This window comes from Haladaptatus caseinilyticus (genome assembly GCF_026248685.1).
GTDB classification, from domain to species: domain Archaea; phylum Halobacteriota; class Halobacteria; order Halobacteriales; family Haladaptataceae; genus Haladaptatus; species Haladaptatus caseinilyticus.
In genome coordinates this window covers 70,373-87,964 of record NZ_CP111040.1, presented here as the reverse complement: position 1 = coordinate 87,964, position 17,592 = coordinate 70,373, and the positions used below count along the sequence as shown (strand labels likewise).

General features: G+C 53.2%; 15 protein-coding genes. 11 read left to right on the top strand and 4 right to left on the bottom strand.

The window, feature by feature from the left end; all coding sequences use genetic code 11:
• Positions 1 to 26 precede the first annotated feature (26 nt).
• Positions 27 to 1,256 carry an FAD-dependent monooxygenase gene (locus tag OOF89_RS17755; protein ID WP_266081494.1) on the top strand — a complete coding sequence of 410 codons (1,230 nt, stop codon included), beginning with the start codon at positions 27 to 29 and terminating at the stop codon, positions 1,254 to 1,256.
• Between the two features lie 87 nt (positions 1,257 to 1,343).
• Here the strand turns inward: OOF89_RS17755 and OOF89_RS17750 are convergent, their stop codons facing one another.
• Positions 1,344 to 1,667, bottom strand: coding sequence for a hypothetical protein (locus OOF89_RS17750; RefSeq protein ID WP_266081492.1), 324 nt, complete (start codon positions 1,665 to 1,667; stop codon positions 1,344 to 1,346).
• Between the two features lie 249 nt (positions 1,668 to 1,916).
• On the bottom strand, positions 1,917 to 3,431 hold the full coding sequence (locus OOF89_RS17745) for a class I adenylate-forming enzyme family protein (RefSeq protein WP_266081490.1): 1,515 nt from the start codon (positions 3,429 to 3,431) through the stop codon (positions 1,917 to 1,919).
• Between the two features lie 731 nt (positions 3,432 to 4,162).
• Between OOF89_RS17745 and OOF89_RS17740 the strand changes: the two genes are divergently transcribed.
• The 3 genes from OOF89_RS17740 to OOF89_RS17730 all read left to right on the top strand — a co-directional run bounded on the left by OOF89_RS17740 (position 4,163) and on the right by OOF89_RS17730 (position 6,018).
• On the top strand, positions 4,163 to 4,564 hold the full coding sequence (locus tag OOF89_RS17740; RefSeq protein ID WP_266081488.1) for an acyl-CoA thioesterase: 402 nt from the start codon (positions 4,163 to 4,165) through the stop codon (positions 4,562 to 4,564).
• A gap of 84 nt (positions 4,565 to 4,648) precedes the next feature.
• The gene (locus tag OOF89_RS17735; protein WP_266081486.1) at positions 4,649 to 4,819 is read left to right on the top strand and encodes a hypothetical protein; all 171 of its coding nucleotides are present in this window, start codon (positions 4,649 to 4,651) and stop codon (positions 4,817 to 4,819) included.
• Between the two features lie 116 nt (positions 4,820 to 4,935).
• Positions 4,936 to 6,018 (top strand): cupin domain-containing protein, encoded by a 1,083-nt coding sequence (locus OOF89_RS17730; protein ID WP_266081484.1) that lies wholly within the window; start codon positions 4,936 to 4,938, stop codon positions 6,016 to 6,018.
• A gap of 258 nt (positions 6,019 to 6,276) precedes the next feature.
• Here the strand turns inward: OOF89_RS17730 and OOF89_RS17725 are convergent, their stop codons facing one another.
• The gene (locus OOF89_RS17725; RefSeq protein WP_266081482.1) at positions 6,277 to 7,155 is read right to left on the bottom strand and encodes a fumarylacetoacetate hydrolase family protein; all 879 of its coding nucleotides are present in this window, start codon (positions 7,153 to 7,155) and stop codon (positions 6,277 to 6,279) included.
• A gap of 210 nt (positions 7,156 to 7,365) precedes the next feature.
• On the opposite strand from OOF89_RS17725, the gene OOF89_RS17720 reads away from it, so the two are divergent.
• From OOF89_RS17720 to OOF89_RS17700, 5 genes are all read left to right on the top strand, one after another.
• Positions 7,366 to 8,517, top strand: a complete 1,152-nt coding sequence (locus OOF89_RS17720; RefSeq protein ID WP_266081480.1) for a thiamine pyrophosphate-dependent dehydrogenase E1 component subunit alpha — start codon at positions 7,366 to 7,368, stop codon at positions 8,515 to 8,517.
• A 6-nt stretch (positions 8,518 to 8,523) separates the two neighbouring features.
• Positions 8,524 to 9,489, top strand: coding sequence for an alpha-ketoacid dehydrogenase subunit beta (locus tag OOF89_RS17715; RefSeq protein ID WP_303657572.1), 966 nt, complete (start codon positions 8,524 to 8,526; stop codon positions 9,487 to 9,489).
• Between the two features lie 787 nt (positions 9,490 to 10,276).
• Positions 10,277 to 11,311, top strand: coding sequence for a thiamine pyrophosphate-dependent dehydrogenase E1 component subunit alpha (locus tag OOF89_RS17710; protein WP_266081478.1), 1,035 nt, complete (start codon positions 10,277 to 10,279; stop codon positions 11,309 to 11,311).
• Entirely contained in the window at positions 11,308 to 12,318 is a 1,011-nt protein-coding gene (locus OOF89_RS17705) for an alpha-ketoacid dehydrogenase subunit beta (RefSeq protein WP_266081477.1), read from the top strand. Before OOF89_RS17710 ends, OOF89_RS17705 begins: the two co-directional genes overlap by 4 nt.
• The gene (locus OOF89_RS17700) at positions 12,319 to 13,317 is read left to right on the top strand and encodes an NAD(+)/NADH kinase (protein ID WP_266081475.1); all 999 of its coding nucleotides are present in this window, start codon (positions 12,319 to 12,321) and stop codon (positions 13,315 to 13,317) included.
• 32 nt (positions 13,318 to 13,349) lie between these two features.
• Here the strand turns inward: OOF89_RS17700 and OOF89_RS17695 are convergent, their stop codons facing one another.
• Positions 13,350 to 14,948 (bottom strand): 2-oxo acid dehydrogenase subunit E2, encoded by a 1,599-nt coding sequence (locus tag OOF89_RS17695; RefSeq protein WP_266081473.1) that lies wholly within the window; start codon positions 14,946 to 14,948, stop codon positions 13,350 to 13,352.
• A 402-nt stretch (positions 14,949 to 15,350) separates the two neighbouring features.
• Between OOF89_RS17695 and OOF89_RS17690 the strand changes: the two genes are divergently transcribed.
• Complete coding sequence (locus tag OOF89_RS17690) at positions 15,351 to 16,607, top strand: MFS transporter (protein ID WP_266081471.1); 1,257 nt, start codon at positions 15,351 to 15,353, stop codon at positions 16,605 to 16,607.
• Between the two features lie 88 nt (positions 16,608 to 16,695).
• Positions 16,696 to 17,451 (top strand): DUF7260 family protein, encoded by a 756-nt coding sequence (locus OOF89_RS17685; RefSeq protein WP_456071293.1) that lies wholly within the window; start codon positions 16,696 to 16,698, stop codon positions 17,449 to 17,451.
• The last annotated feature ends 141 nt before the right edge of the window (positions 17,452 to 17,592 follow it).

Below are 17,592 nucleotides of genomic sequence, written 5' to 3'. Positions count from 1 at the left end.
TCATGATTTACTCCAACGATACGACCATGACCGGTAATACGACAGCAGCGCCAGCACTGATAGCTGGTGCAGGTCCAGTTGGAATGTCCACTGCATTAGCTTTACACGCACGTGGGGTAGATGCGACGATACTTGAAGCCGAATCCGAAGATCGCGATCGGTCGGGGAGTCGTGCCATCTACGTCCACGGATCGACTCTCCGAACTCTCGAACGCATCCATCCTGGACTTGGGACTGATCTCGTTGCCGAGGGTCTCGTCTGGCCAACGAGACGAACGCTTTTCCGGGGAAAAGAAGTGTTCAGTCGAACGTATGATTCGCCCGGTGGATCCGGCGATATCCCCCATTTCACTAGCATTCCACAGGTCGTAACCGAGGAACACATGCATCGAGCCTTAGACGAAGCTGGCATTGACATCCACTGGGACGCTGAAGTAGAATCAGTAGAGACGTCTCCCAGCGGAGTCGAAGTTGAAACAGCCGACGGTCGCGAATGGGTGGGAGAATTCTTGGTTGGTGCTGACGGCGGTGGCTCGACTGTCCGAAAAGAAATCGGCGCGGATTTCGATGGCGACCAGTCCGAGAACGCCTTCATCATCGCAGACGTCGGGGAAGTCAAAGATAACCCACGTCCGTTCGAACGAGTGTTCCATTACGATGCGCCAGCAGCTGACGGGCGGAACGTACTGCTTGTTCCCTTTGCTGGTGGCTGGCGGCTCGACATCCAGTGTATCGAAGGCGACGATCCCGAAGAGCTCTGCAGCGACGAGCGAATGCGTGAATTTGTCCGTGATATAATGGGAGAACAGTATGCGGACAACCTACAGTGGGTCTCGAGCTATTATTTCCTCCAAGTAATGGCAGATACGTTCGTAGACAAACACCGCCGTGTGTTACTTGCAGGAGAAGCAGCCCATCTGTTGGCGCCATTCGGTGCTCGAGGAATGAACTCCGGAATTGCCGATGCAGATGAGGCTGCCTCGGCAATTGCGGCCGCAATCAACGCCAAGACTGATGCGGTTGTCCGCGATGAGGTCGAGTTGTATGCTGCTCGCCGCGAAACGGCTGCCGAATTCAACCTCAATGCGGCCGGTCAGGCACTGGAATACCTCCAGGGCGAGAATCCGGCGACAATCCTTCAAAAAGAAGCAGCCGCCACCTTGGCAGATCACTTCGAAGTAGCTGGTGAGTGGCTCGACGATGCACCATACGGACCCCACGGAACCCCGCCAATCGTCTCGACAGGGAATTACTGAATTACGTTCAGCAGTACGGTTTAGGGAACAGATGGTGACAGTGCCCAACTCTATCGCTAGATAGACAGCAAGAACTCTGCACGTTTTTTAAGCTAAATCCAATGTTTGGGCGACCCAGTGATCCCGGGCGGCCATCACCAGCGATTTCTCGTCCTCGAAATCGGTTGTTTCGGCCACGAATTCGTCCCACTCACCGTGAGATACTCTATCGAGTTCGGCGGCGGAGTCGGCATTACTGGGGCTTGCTGCGACCAGCTCACTGAATGAGTCAAATTCAGTGCGATTTCGGACAAACGTGGTATCAAATAAGTCGGTGATGGAAATTTCTTCAGTGGGTTCATACACAGTATCGACATCTGGAATTTCCTTACGCTGTTCCACAGCTGCTTCAATATCCACCTCTCGCGTCATAGTCTCAATTGTTGTCGAAACCTTGTAAATCTATTTCATTCCTGACCGCTCCCAGGGCACCATCGAGATTGGATTCAATGTCATCGGAGTTGACTGCGTCAGATTTCTGAACGAGTCAGTAATAGCAAGTAATTGATATTTTAGTATGACGTTCGTCAAGTGTGAATTCACCTTACCCCACCGACGCTCGCAGTGAGAAGATCGACATCCAGACAGCAATGGTGAGCGGAAATATGAGCAGTATTCTTCTCAGCGAAGCTTATGCCGGAGTATTTTCCCACTCGGGTTACGAGGAAGTTCGTCGAGAAATTCGTATTCTCGTGGTCGCTTGAAGTTCGCAAGGGCATCGTTGTTCATACACCATTTATCAATATCATCCGAGGTCATACCGTCATCAGCAACGATGTACGCCTTAACAAGTTCTCCCCACTCTTTATCCGGAACGCCAACAACGGCAGCATCACGAATTTCCGAATGGGAAGTAAGGATGTCTTCCACATTCACTGGATGAATGTTCTCGCCGCCACTTATGATCATGTCGTCAGTTCGACCGGTAATCACAATATACCCTTCATCTGTCTCATAGGCTGCATCACCGGTGAAGAACCACCCGTCATGAATAACTTCCTCGGTGTGCTCTGGCTTGTTCAGGTATCCGTCGAAAGCGAGTGGTGACTCTATATTGACTATGAGCTCTCCTTCTTCACCATGCTCAACCTCGTCGTTGGGATCGTTTTCGAGGTTGACGATCCGAATCTCGTAGAAAACATTTGCTGGTCCCGTTATCCTCGGGTCGTCATTCTCGTTTAGCCCTACGTGTGCAGTTGTACCGAACGCTTCGGTCGTCCCATATAGATTTGCAATGTGATCTGGATTAAATGCATTAACAACTTTGTTGAATAGCTCTGAATTCATCGGTGCCCCCGAGTACCCTATTGCTCGAACGCTACTGACGTCGACTTCGTCTATTGCGTTGGTGGCGAGATATTGACTGAAGATCGTCGGTGCTTCGTGAAGGCCAGTAACCTCCCATTCAGAGATCGCTTCGACACATCGTTCCGGATTGAATTTCGGCATACAGAGATATGTTCCGGACACGCTCAGAACGTTACAGAGAATACCGTGAAGTCCGATGGTATGATACAGGGGCATTATGCCGATCAGCGTTTCATCGAGATAATATCGCTGGCCCATAGCATTGACCAACGTTCGAGTAGTCGTTGCACGATGGTCCAGCGGAATTCCTTTCGGGTCACCGGTTGTCCCAGAACTATAGAGAATAACACTTGGATCATCAGCAGATACATTGACATCTGGCTTATCTGGCGGCGCATCGAGGAGTGAACCGAACGGCTTTGCTTCAGACGTTTCTTCATTCCCAACGTAGATGAGGTCACAGTCGATTGAATCGACCGCCATCTGTACCGATTCTGCGGACAAGGCATCGTACAACAATGTGTCTACATTCGAATCATCGACATGGTACGTAACCCCATCGGCAGTCTCTCTGAAGTTAAATAGAACTGGGATGGCACCGATAAACTGAGTTGCAAGGAAGGTCATGACTGTTTCCGGACGGTTCCCCATACAGACCGCTATTCTATCACCGTGACCAATACCATGCTTGCGTAACCCATTGGCAAGCGAAAATACACGATCAGATAGCTCTTGGTACGTCAATTCCCGTCCTGATCCGAGATTTACGACGGCGACCGTATCGGGTGCTCGGGCAACGGATTGATGAAATAGTTGCGATAAGAGCATACACGGTAATAGCGAATATATACTACATAAAGCTCCGGGTCTGTGACTGAAATCTGATTGGAACGTTGACCGTGCGAGATCTTCGTTGAGAGCGTAATGCCGATGAGACCAATACAGACAAGTGCAGTGAACCAAAGTTCAACGGACGTTCCGATCCGAAGACTAACACAGACAAGAGTGATAGCAATCAATGTCATGACGTTTCCTGATACTGGCGCGTACAAGAGGATGGCACCTACCATGCTGAGTCCTGCCGGCAGCGAGATCCACGACTGGTCAAGATCAGGCATGGAAAACCAAACGAGATTCAACGAAAAACCCATGTTGAGATGTGGGTCTGTGCTATCTCTCATCCAACTACAATGATTGTTCCGAAAGTATTGGATCGGGATGAATGTTTCCTTCGAAAAACGTTTTATTTCTGTACGTTAATCCATCACACAAGCATGAGATCAGAGAGTCGATCCGACGTGTACAGTGGGACTGTTCTTCGCAATAGTAGTGGCCACGACTGTCATTTCCTATTTGATAAGGAACGATCGATATTCGCAAAAACTGGCGTTTCGGACGTAAGTGAGATTGGTGTGTCGGCACTCACAACCGTGGCTGACCGCGTCGCCGATTGTGTGCGCAGGAACGATATGACTGCAAATGTTGAGAGCAATTCCATGGTGAGGACAGATACCAGGGCCATGGCACGAAACTCCGTCACTCTCTGGGGGGAGTAACGTATGTACGAACGAACGTGGACAGTACGATTTTCGGATACTGACCCCTTCGGCATTGCCCACTACCCCCGTATCGTCGATGCGATCCACGAGACATCTGATATGTTCATGGAGAAAATCGGCTGGCCATACTGGGAAATCACTGAGGAGCATGGATTTGGATTGCCGCTCGTAGAAATGAATTTTGAGTTTGAGAATCCCGTCGAGGCCGGAGATGGTGTTACCATTGAACTAACGCCAACGATTGGAAACCGAAGCGTCCGACTTGAGTACGTTGCTCGCTGTGATGATAAAGTAGCGTTCCATGGGTATGAACAACGCGTCTGCGCTCGCACCGGTGGTGAGGGGGCAACAGAGATTCCTGACGACCTGCGAGCAGCAATGGAAGAGTACGCCGAAGACTAACCGCCTCTGCTGGTACTTCGTGAGCAAGAAGATATCGGTCAGGCAGGCAATACGCTTTTGAGATGTCATTCGCAATGTATTCACATGGCCGAGTTTGACAACATTTACGCCGAGGAGAATCCATTCGTCAAAGCACATTTCGACTGCTTAAGCTGCGGCGGCAAACTCTGGGAATACGCCATTCAGGGACAGATGGTCTGTGAGGACTGCCGGGCGGTCTTTCCGACTACCGAGGTTTTCGACGCACAGTCATAGTGCGCGTAGATCATATGTAACCCAGGGAGTACAAACAACCAGGAAGGAACTACTTGAGCGACTATGGATTAGATGTGTCCACTACACTTATGGTGAGTCTGTGCTAATAATTGACTATGGCCCATCAAGAACCAGAGGAACTCTTAGAACTGAGTTCCGAAACACGTGGTATCCTTGAAAAGCATGGTCTCCGCCCGCTCTGGGAGGTAGAAGACGACTTCGGCAACGTCATCGATGATCTTCAACCGGATATCTGGAAATGGGAGGATATCCAGACTGCTATCGACAGCATCGAAAAAGACGTCCCGATTGCAGATCTGCCCCCTGGATTTCAGCGACGTGTCGCTGTTCCAATCAATACCTCTATTGGGAACGCGATATCGAATACGATCTACGTTGGTGTTCAGACTGTTTCCCCAGGGGAAACCGCACCCTCTCATCGACATTCTGCTAACGCCCTGCGGTTTACCATCGATGGGAACGAGGACATGAAGACAGTCGTTGCAGGCGAGGAATTCCCTATGCGGGATAACGATCTTATCACGACCCCACAGTGGGAATGGCATGACCACATCAACGACTCTGATGAAACAGCTGCATGGCTCGACGTTCTCGATCTGCCGCTGTTTTTGGACTCTTTAAATAAACGACAGGTTTTCGAGAATCACGAACTCGAACGCCAGCCAGTCACCAAGACCCAGGGGTACTGGGACAGCCAGTATGGTCGCGGTCGCCCAGCAAATGAGAAGACTGACGGATCCATCCCCGGTCCATTCGAGGGAATTCGTGAGGCGACGCCGCCATATCGCTTTGGTTGGGACGAGATGCTCGAAGCCCTTCGTCAGCGTGCGGACAACGATGATCCAGACCCACACGACGGCTACAGTCTCGCTTACATTAATCCGGCGACGGGGAAAGAGCCGCTATTCCCAACAATGTCCTTCCGAGCGCAGTTGCTGAACGAGGGTCCGACCGATCCGCACTTCCACAATGCGACGGAGGTATACTTCGTTATTGAGGGCGAAGGAGCGACTCACGTCGGCGACGAGGCGCTAGAATGGAGTCAATGGGATATCTTCGTCGTGCCGCCGGACGAGATCCATCATCATGAGCCTGACGACGAGGCTATCCTTCTCGGCATCTCCGACCGGCCAGTGTTCGAGGCCTTTAATTTCTACGCTGAGGCACAACCGTCCTAATATTATCGCCGAGAACGGCTTGTTTTCACTATTAATTCAGATCCATTGACTCAGCAAAAGTGGTAGCTTCGACTTTCTTGAGCAAGAAGGGCACATTACAGCAAATCTGGATAGTTCCGTCTGCGACGTCGATAGCGTCGATTTCGAGACGGGACATCGCCGAATCATAGTGTGTAGTTTTGCGGTATTAAGCCAGCTTCTGCACATTAGTTCACAGAAATCAGTATAAACTGGATGAAGAAACTAAGTCGAACGTCGCTATTTTTGGCCGCCCTTCTGAACGTCTACGTCCTCAAAACTAGTGTCACGGGCCGTTACATCGACGGTCATGGAACCAACATTCTCGATTTCAGCGTCGATGGTGTCGCCATCCGACAGGGCACTCACACCCTCCGGAGTTCCCGTCGTGATGACGTCTCCGGCCTCGATAGTCGTTCCGAGAGAGGCATACTGCACAACGTCAGCACACGTGTATACCATGTCACTCGTATTGTCCCGTTGTTTCGTCTCGCCATTGAGTTGGAGTTCCATATCGAGACTCTGCGGGTCGTCAATCTCGTCGCGTGTGACGACGCATGGCCCGATGACTGTGAATGTGTCATAGGACTTCCTATTGGAGCGGTCTTGATCACCGCGAACGGAAATGTCGAGCAGGATGGTGTACCCAAAGATGTTATCCCATACTTCCTCGGCATCTATGTCTTTGACATCCGACTCCATCACGAACGCGAGTTCGATCTCGTGGTCAACACGACGATCCGAGAACGGAAGTTTGACACCGTCATCTGGCCCGACAACGCTCGAGGGCGCTTTTAGGAAGTATCCTTTGTCCTCGATCGAGAACCACTCATCCGTTGTAATGTCTTTGTCGGCGATAGCTTCCTCGATGTGATTTTCGTAGTTGAGTGGGGCGGCGATAACCTTCCCTGGCCGTTTGATAGGGGCGCCGATGTGAACGTCCTCGATGTCATAATCTGGATTTGCATCGGTAAACTCGCTCGCGTCATAGTCACTGCGGATAAATTCCAACAGCGGATCACGGGTGATAAGATCCAGCCGGTCACTGAGATCGATGACGCCAGTATCGTCGTCGGTAAGCAATCCTAGTCGGTCCTCGTCGAATCGAACGAATCGCATACCTGCATGTCTGTATAGCACCAATATAAAATATGGCGGTGTTGGTCTATGCTGCATTTCGGTCAATGTAGGTGGGCGGATTAATGCACCGTCTATTGTGCTCCGTCAGTCAATTCTAAATGATCATCGCTTCAGGTGTCGGCGAGAGTGGAGTTCCCGATGGATTTATCTCCCGACCATTGTATTCCCGAACAAAGGTGCTCCACGAGCATGAATAATGATCATAAGTTAGTAGCATCGGTTGGTGCAGATCAAGGTCGAATCTCGCAGGAGAATCTCGAGATCGGATTGTTTCAAATTCTTGCCCCCGACGGTTCATACAATTCCGAAGCAGTTCCAAGTCTCGACGACGATGCGTTTCGCGAGCTCTACCGCTGGATGCTCGTAGAACGGACATTCGACAAGCGGATGGTGAAACTTCAGCGACGCGGTCAGATAGGAACCTTCGGCTCCGGGCGCGGTCAGGAGGCAAGTATTATCGGATCCGGATACGCACTCAAAGACGATGACTGGCTACTCGGGATGGGGCGTGAAGCGGGCGCAATGTTCCTTCAGGGATTGCCAATACGGGATCTGATACTGTTCTGGCGTGGCCTTGAGGACGCGAACCGAGAGATGGCTAAACACAACCAAATGATCGCCATTTCCATTGGGTCGCATCTCCCGCTCGTCACCGGTACCGCGTGGGGCATGAAACTTGCCGACGAGGACAACGTCGTTACAGCGTACTTCGGTGACGGAGCGAGCAGTACCGGTGCCGTCCATGAGGCAGTGAACTTCGCAGGCGTGCTCGATGTGCCGGCGGTATTTTTCTGCCAGAATAATCAGTACGCAATTTCAACGCCATTCGAGAAGCAAACAAATGCACGCTCCGTAGCGCAGAGAGCTATCGGATATGGAATCAATGGCATCCGTGTGGACGGAAACGACGTATTAGCTGTCTACGAGGCTGTCTCTGAGGCACGCAAGGCTGCTCGTGCTGGAAATCCAACGCTTGTAGAGTCGGTGACATACCGCCGAGACGCCCACACGACCAGTGACGATCCGGGTCGGTACCGCAACGAGTCAGAAGTGGAACAGTGGCAAGAACGTGACCCGATTGCTCGGTACGAGTCGTTCCTCCGATCGGAGGGATTGTGGAGCGAAATCGATCGGGAAACGCTGGTTGAAGAGATTAATGATGAGTTCGACGCCGCACTGGCGGCGGCGGATGAATACGAACAGCGGAGTGTTGACGAGATATTCGAGTACCTATATGACGAACTACCACCATACCTCCAACGGCAACTGGTTGAGTTCAAGGCGTTCCTCGAGGAACGCCCTGATGCGTACGATCACATCGAACAACGGGTGAAAGGGTGAACAATCATGCAGGAAACTATCGTCGGAGCGATCAACGACGCGCTACACACCGAGATGGCAACGGATGAGCAGGTTGTAGTCTTTGGTGAGGACGTTGCGGAAAGCGGCGGTGTCTTCCGAGCGACTGATGGGCTAAAAGATCGTTTTGGTGGGGAGCGAGTCACTGACACACCCCTATCAGAGATTGCCATCGTTGGCGGTGCGGTTGGTCTCGCGATGTACGGGTATCGTCCCGTAGCTGAAATTCAGTTTTCAGGATTCCTCCCGCCGGCGTTCGACCAACTTGTCACGCAGGCCAGCCGAATTCGGTGGAGAACACGTGGGGAGTGGACCGCACCACTCGTTGTTCGAACACCATATGGGGCAGGAGTCAACGCACTTGAACATCACTCCGAGAGCCTAGAGGGAGCATACGGTCACATCCCCGGTTTGAAAGTAGTCGTCCCGAGCACGCCACACGATGCGAAGGGGCTACTCATCGCGGCTATCCGCGACCCTGACCCAGTGCTCTTTTTGGAGCCGAAACATATCTATCGGTCGTTCAGCGGGGATCTCCCCGAGGATTCCTATGAGGAACCGATCGGAAAGGCAGCCGTCCGTCGTACTGGATCAGAGTTAACTGTCATCTCATGGGGAGCCATGATGGAGCCGACAATAGCGGCTGTCGAGAATTACGGTGTTGACGCCGAGATAATTGATCTCCGCACCATCTCACCACTGGATCATAAAACAGTCGTTGAATCAGTAAAGCGGACGGGGCGGGCGATGATAGTGCACGAAGCAGCACGAACTGGCGGATTCGGCTCAGAACTCGTCGCTCGCATTAATGACGATGCACTGATGTACCTTGAAGCACCCGTTGAACGAGTCACTGGTTTTGACATCCCAGTCCCCTTGCTCTCGATGGAGGACTACTACCTCCCCAATCCACCTCGAATTGAAGAAGGAATTCGGCGTGTGCTCGACTACTGAGCTAAGTAGTAGCCACGTCGAATCCTACGTTACGGAGGATTCGAGGAGAAAATTCATACTCAGATAGAAGGAATCAGAAAGAAAAACGAGGAAGAGGTTTTAGTCACAGTGTTGTTGTACGCTATTCTCGAATATAACCAACAAATTTGATACTGATTTTGTTGGTTAATATCGACCTGTGTCTTCTTGGAACGATGTGAAATTTTGTCGATTATCGTTACTCCAAACTCGCTTTGCAGAGGTATTTAGATTTGATACGATCACCTTTTTCCCACTGAAATAGTAACACTGGTTGTCGTTGATCGTCTTGATTACGATCATTGCTTTCCCCGGGGGTCCTATTCTACGATCGTGTTTCAATCTGCAGCATCTTCTTGAGTCCTCTTCGTTTGTGCTTTTATAGCGAATCATTGACCGTTGTCTGTTCGATATGAGTGGCGACAGCCGTGCGGTCGGCCACCGATTGGGAGCACGATAGGCTCGAAGTTCTTGTGCATAGTAGGCAATGGCTCACAACGTCTCACAATCCTGCTATCAGGTCTTCAATGATGTATTTTGGGAGCAAATCGGAGACTGTAGGGTTAGTTGGTTCCAGCACCGCCGTGATGCCTAATTAACCGACAGCCAACCATCCAGAGGTATGATTATGTTGGTTAGACTTGAGCAATGTAAGATAGAATTATATTTGTACGCATCCCAGAAACAACCGAAGCCCGAGTTAGAACCACCACATATCATGATACAATCATAATAGTTAATGGTCGATAAGTCAACCATAACATGGACAATGGTATCAATTGACATCGAAACAGAAAGCGGACAAAAAGAAGCGTTACGTCGGATGTTAACAATACGGGCATTCGACACAAAAGCAGGCGAACTGTTCGGTGACGGGGAACTCCCGGGGTTCGTCCACCTCTACATCGGCGAGGAGGCAGTCGGTGTCGGCGCGTGTTCGGCGTTGGAAGAAGACGACTACATCACGAGTACGCACCGAGGCCACGGCCACTGCATCGCGAAGGGACTCGAATTAGAGGAGATGATGTCTGAGTTGTACGGCAAAGCGAACGGCTACTGTAACGGCAAAGGTGGCTCGATGCACATCGCGGATGTGGACGCGGGCATGTTGGGTGCGAACGGCATTGTCGGCGCCGGGCCGCCGCTTGCGACGGGTGCTGCTCTCACCTCACAGATCAAAGGCGAAGATACCGTCGCATTGGCATTCTTCGGCGACGGTGCCGTCGCACAGGGGCAAATTCACGAAAGCATCAACCTCGCCGCGACGTGGGACCTCCCGGCAATATTCCTGGTCGAGAACAACCAGTTCGGCGAGGGGACACCGGTCGAAAAACAGCATAATCTCCAGAACCTAAGTGAGACAGCAGAGGCGTACAATATCCCCGGATTCACGGTGGACGGGATGGACGTCACGGCCGTCTACGAAGCGGTGAAAGAGGCCCGCAAACGTGCGCTCGCACAGGATGGGCCGACGTTCATCGAAGCGGACACCTACCGCTATCGCGGTCATTTTGAAGGAGACCAACAACCGTACCGAACCGACGAGGACATTGCGATTTGGAAGGAGAACGACGCGATAGAGCAGTTCAGGAAACGGCTCATCGACGCCGGAACCATCACCGAATCGGAGTTTGACGAGATGGAATCGGAAATCAGCGAACAGGTGGAAGCGGCGGCGAAGACAGCCAAGGAAGCGAAGTATCCCGACCCGAACGAGGCCTACGACGACATGTTCAACGCGAGCGTACCCGAGATAAACGACTTTGCACAACAGATGCGGACTGACGGAGGTGAAGACCGATGAGTACCGAGAGCATGCCCTCTTCGGGACCGTCAGACACCGAGGAGATGACAGTTCGGGAGGCGATTCGCCTTGCGATGCAGGAAGAACTGAACCTTGACGAGGACGTTTTCATCGTCGGCGAGGACGTCGGCGAGTTCGGCGGCGTCTTCGAGGTGACGAGCGGTCTCGTGGACGAGTTCGGGGAGGACCGAGTTCGGGACACGCCGATAAGCGAAGCCGGATTCATGGGCGCGGCGGTCGGTGCCGCGGCGACTGGAACGCGGCCCGTCGTGGAAATCATGTTCGCGGACTTCCTTGGCGTCTGCTCGGAGCAGATAATCAATCAGATGGCGAAAAACCGCTATATGTTTGGCGGCAAGACCGAGATGCCGGTGACGGTTCGAACGACCGAGGGCGGCGGAATGGGTGCTGCAAGTCAGCATTCCGGCACGCTGCACACGTGGTTCGCACACTTCCCGGGCATCATCGCCGTCGCCCCCGGAACGCCGCGAGCCGCAAAGGGGCTGTTGAAGTCAGCCATCCGTTCTGACGACCCGGTGTTCGTCTTCGAGAACAAGGCGATGTACGAACAGACGGGCGACGTTCCGCTTGACGAAGATTTCACCATCCCGCTCGGAACGGCGAACGTCGAACGCGAGGGTGACGACGTAACCGTTGTCGCGACACAACGGTTGGTCGGTGAATCGCTTGAACTCGCGGACAAACTCGCCGGCGAGACGAGCGTTGAGGTCATTGACCTCAGGTCGCTCTACCCACTTGATACCGACACACTCGTCGAGAGCGTGGACAAGACGGGGCGTCTCATTATCGCCGACGAAAGCCCGCTCTCATACGGAACTCACGCGGAGATTGCGACACGCGTCATGGAGAATGCGTTCTTCAGCCTCGATGCACCGATTCAGCGCGTCGGCGTCGCAGACGTACATATCCCGTTCAGTCCGACGTTGGAGGAAGAAGTCCTGCCAGACGCTGACGACGTGAAAGCGGCCATTGACCGCGTCGTATAAGTGTCCCCGACAGTCGGACTCATCGTCAACCCGGTCGCCGGCCGCGATATTCGGCGACTGACGGGTGGTGCGAGCGTTAGTAGCAACTACGCGAAGCGTCGGACGGCAGCCTGTGTCCTCGAAGGGGTGACGATGGCGGACGACGCCGAAGTTCTCGTCATGCCGGACAATGCCGGCCTCGCCGACCGAATCGTGGACGGCGCACCAGAGGATCTGACGGTCGACCTGCTGGATATGACGGTCACGGCGTCCGGTGAAGACGCACGAAACGCGGCAAAACGATTCTCGGATGCTGCCGATGCCGTGGTTGTACTTGGTGGCGACGGCACCAATCGCGACGTCGCCCACGGAATTGGGGACGTCCCTGTCGTCAGCATTTCGACCGGAACGAACAACGTAGTGCCCACCGCGGTCGATGGAACCGTTGCCGGTATTGCCACAGGACTCATCGCAAGCAGAGCAGTATCCGCCGACGAGACGACAGTTCGACACGGAACCGTCGAAGCGGTTGTCGCCGACGGGAGCGGCGAACGCCGCATTCGAGGGCTCGCGACCCTCGGGCTGTTGGATCAGCAGTTCGTCGGAACTCGAGCTATTCTCGACCCGGAAGACGTCATCGGGGGCGTCGTCTCACGGGCCTCATCAAATGAAATCGGTCTTTCTGGCATCGCCGGTGGACTCGCAGCCTGCCGTCCCGACGACCCTGGCGGTGTCGGGTTTCGACTCGGGACGACCAGCGAACCCCAACAGGAGGTACATGCGGTCACCGTTCCGGGCGTCCTCTCGCGTATCCCTATCGAGGAGTATCGCGTACTCGACGACGGCGAAGTGTTCGCGTTCGACGTCGCCACCGCCGTCGTCAGCGCCGACGGTGAACGTGAACTCGAAGTCCGCGATGCAGACGTCCGATTGCAACCTGTCAGTGACGGTCCACGGTTCGTCCAAATCGATGCGGTGGTAGAACGCGCCGCAAAAAAGGAGCTGTTTCGCATAGAGTGATGCGATTTCCGAAAGGGAGCCCGTCTTCTATGCTACTTTTCGCCCGCCGCAATCACGAGCGGCCACGGGTTTTCGACGTGTTCAACGAGCGTCCCGAGGAATCGCGCGGCGTCCGCGCCATCCACGATACGGTGGTCGAATGAGAGCGAAAAGGAAATACGCTTGCGGACGGCGACATCGTCGTCATTGGTTGGAACCACTTCGCGTTTAATGGTGTTGACGCCGAGAATGGCAATCTGTGGCGGGTTGATGACCGGATCGAAACGCTCCACGCCGAGAACACCGAGATTCGAGACGGTTATGGTTCCACCCGTGAGGTCGTCCATCGTATACTCGTCGGAAAGCGCCCGGTCAGTCACTTTCTTGCGCTTTGCCGCGAGGTCGGGAACTGAGAGCGAATCCACATCCGGGATGACGGGTGCGATGAGTCCGGCGTCGATGTCGACGGCAACACAGATGTTGTGCGCTTCGTGTAACTGGTGAACGTTGTCCTCGAAGGTGGCGTTGAACTCCGGATGAGCGTCAAGCGTTGCCGATAGTGCTGCCAACAGGATATCAGTCACAGACACGTCGGGAGAAAGTGCCTCATCCGCGGCCGTCGCGGCAGCGAGGAGTTCCTCCGCATCGGCCGACCGATGTTCAGTGACGTGAACTGCTTCGCGGTCACTCTGTCCGAGACGCTCCGCGATGGTACTACGCATCCCTGTCAGTGGTCGTTCTTCTTCCCGCGTTCCGGGTACCGTCTCGGCTTCGTCGCTCGTCATCTCCTCAGCTGCCATCCGAACATCGGTTTCCGTAAGACGGTCGTCGATTTCCGCTCCGACGGATTCAACATCAACACCCAACTCGCGCGCGAGTCGGCGAGCGCTCGGCGTAGCGAACACCCGTTCCGTGGGGATCTCAGGTTCGTCGGTGACCGCGGCAGTAGTCGCTTCCTCGTCCATCGATTCGGCTGTAGCCGCTTCGTCTTCCATCGACTCCGCTGTGGTCTCCACGTCGCCTTCGGTCACGGCTCCCTGTGGCCCGGTTCCCTCGACCAAATGGAGCCCTACGTCCAACTCCGCTGCCCGACGTTTCGCTCGTGGTGTCGCCTTTATGTCGTCAGTCGCATCGGCCGATTCATCCTCGGCGGCTGCTTCGACGTCACTTTCGGCGATAGCACCCTGCGGGCCGGTGCCGTCGATGAGCGTGAGATCCACATTGAGTTCTTCAGCCCGTCGCTTTGCTCGCGGCGTCGCCTTGACTTCGCTCATCGATGCAGTCGAGCCGTCGGTAACAACCTGTGAGTCGCCCTCCTGTGGGGCATTCGAACCCCCGGCCTCGGCAGACGTCTCGGATACGGACTCCGCAGATTCACCCTCAACGTCCGCGATCAAGTCGTCAATATCCGCATCCGGTGCGGCGACGATGCCAAGTGGTTCCCCCGGTTCGGTCACGCCGCCCTCCTCGACGAAAACCCGTCGAAGCACACCATCCTCGCGCGCGTCGATTTCAGCTGTCGTCTTCTCCGATTCGATTTCGGCGACAACGGCACCCTCTTCCACCGTTTCGCCTTCAGAAACGGTCCAAACGTTGAGTGTCCCCGAGTCCATTTCCAGTCCCAATTTGGGCATCTTGATAATATATCCCATGACAGAGAAAGACAATCTCGGTTGTATTAAATCTCCACCGCCGGTGCAGGAACACGTTTTCGGCTGATTGAAACAAAGTTGTCGCGGAATTCGAACGGGTGCGAACGACAGTCACCAAGTTCAGTAACGATGATCTCATGCACGATAGCGATCTCGCCCGCCACGCCTGTGACACTCTCGAGGTTATATTGTGGGGCGTCGCGCTACCTGTTTATCGAATTCGGTGATGCGATATGAATCTGTGAATATTCCGATCATGTACTCAAGGCCGATGAGCAAGCGTGGATCATTCTAGTGGGAGTTTACTGTTAGGACAGCACACGAATTTTCCACTCTTGGTGAAAAGACTGCCAGCACTGCCGCAAACACAATTGACATTGGATAAAAGAACCGACTGAATGTGTGTTGTCCTCAATCCGCCAGAGAATATTCTCAGTCACAAATCCCCGTGAAGTGTGGCTCATCACAGTCGCCCATGCAGTCAATGAGTTCTATAGTGTCGTACTTCCACCAATTCTCCCATTATTGGTGAACGACTTTGCTATTTCGTATGGAGAGGCAGGAGCATTGCTCACGGTATTTTTCGCCACATACTCGATCTTCCAGTTACCTGCAGGTGTCCTTGCAGATCGGATCGGCCAGCGATGGCTACTTGCAGGCGGGATGGTCGTATTAGCTGCAGGCATTCTTGTTGCTGCTGGAGCCCAAAACTATTCGACTCTTGTAGTCGCCGAAATCATTGCTGGCGTCGGGGGGAGCACCTACCATCCATCAGGGATGTCCTTGATTAGTGATCTGGAGAGTGGCGATACCGAGGGAAAAGCCATGGGAATACACGGTCTTGGCGGCGTTGTTGGAACTGCTCTTGCTCCGGCCCTTGTCGGCGGTCTTGCGACACTTGTTGACTGGCGACTTGCACTCACGGTCAGCGCAGCCGTTGGTGTTACCTATGCGTTGGTGTTCCTAACTTTGTTTCCCGATATCGATCGCGCCGAGGACACGCCTGCGGTAGAATCCGATGGGGGAACTGATACGAATAAAGTCTCTGAGAAGACTACTGACGACTCAGCAAGGCGATGGTCGAGTCTGACCACGCTTATCTCAGTACCACTTGAGCGATGGGTCGCAGTATTGTTTCTTGCCAATCTTGCTATCGCGACCGAAATTGGCGCAGTTCGTACCTTCATCACCTCGTATCTTGTTGAGCACATAGGACTGTCTGCCACTGTCGCCAACGGAATTTTCTTCATAATGCTCGTTGGTGCAGGTATCTCCTCGCTCGGTGCTGGGACCCTCGCAGATGCTGTAGATCGGCAGACACTCGGAGTTGTAGCGATGGGAATTTCGACAGTTATCTTGGGTGCAACTGTCTTCATTCCACCAATACCGATTGCACTGTTCATATGGTTCTTTTTGCTTGGACTTGTAATGTGGGCAGCCATCCCAACGATGAATGCGATCACCTCGGAGTATTCCGAGCGATCATTCAGTGGAAGTCTTTTTGGTGTGATGCTAACAGCAGGATCACTTGGTGGAGCGGTGGGACCGCTGTTATTCGGGATTGTTGCCGAGCGATTCGGTATGGGCATGGCTTTCCCGTTCGTAGCCAGTGTGAGTACCGTCGGCACCGTCGCTTTTCTCGCGATGCGTCGAATGTGATAGGATGGTGCGAGTTCAGTAATAATATACCGTTTATTTATGGGCGATAAAGTATAATAGCCGCCGTCCTATGCGTTAGTTATTAATAATGGTACAGAGCAGGAGTCTATTATTCAACCGCTCGTCACTGTCAAACGCAGAGCAACTCGTTAGTAACGAAGAGTCCCTAGTTCAAGCTGAAATAGACGCGTTCAAGGACTTTCTCGACCAACTCGAGGAGATTCCGTCGCATCTCGATCGAACTGAAAATGAGTCAGTACATGACACAATTCAATCACGGTCGCCCTCCTCACACATGTTCTCGAGTGCGGTTCAGGAAGCCTACCGTGAAACTGTCCTTGCAGTAGATCATTGGGAAGACGAGTATGGTGAGAACACCGCCCTGGAGAGCATTACAAATGAATTCAGTCCTGAGGTGGCAGCTGGCTTGACAGGCGGGTCAACGATGTGGTCACACCCGTTGTTGGATCAACTCAGGCATGCGAGTGAGGAGGCTATCAAAACCCGCCAGCAATCGTACTCGTTGATAGCAAAAGAACGGCAACAACTGAAGAAGCTCCAGAGGTCGCTTGATGATATTGGTGAGGAGTTAGCTGCAATCGAGCGACGTGAGTTCGCTTTCGATGAGTGCACTGATCGACTTACGTCGATACAGCAGCAGTTGGATACGCTGACAGCCGATCAACAATCATATCTGCGTCAGCGCAATCGATCGAATGAAGATTTATTTACAACATATGTCTATGCCGACCTCGATACCGAGTATCCCGGGTTGGCAGCCATCGCTACAACTTACCAACTATATGACCGCATCGAACTTCGCCATTGGGCACGTGCGAGCTGATGAGACATCGGGAGTAGAGAGTCTCGAGTGGGCGATCAATTTTGTGATCACGACTGTAATTGATTTACTTGCAATTAGAATTAGAGGTCATGTGAGAGTCTATTCCACGGTGGGACGCGTTAGGAAACGTCGAATTCTACG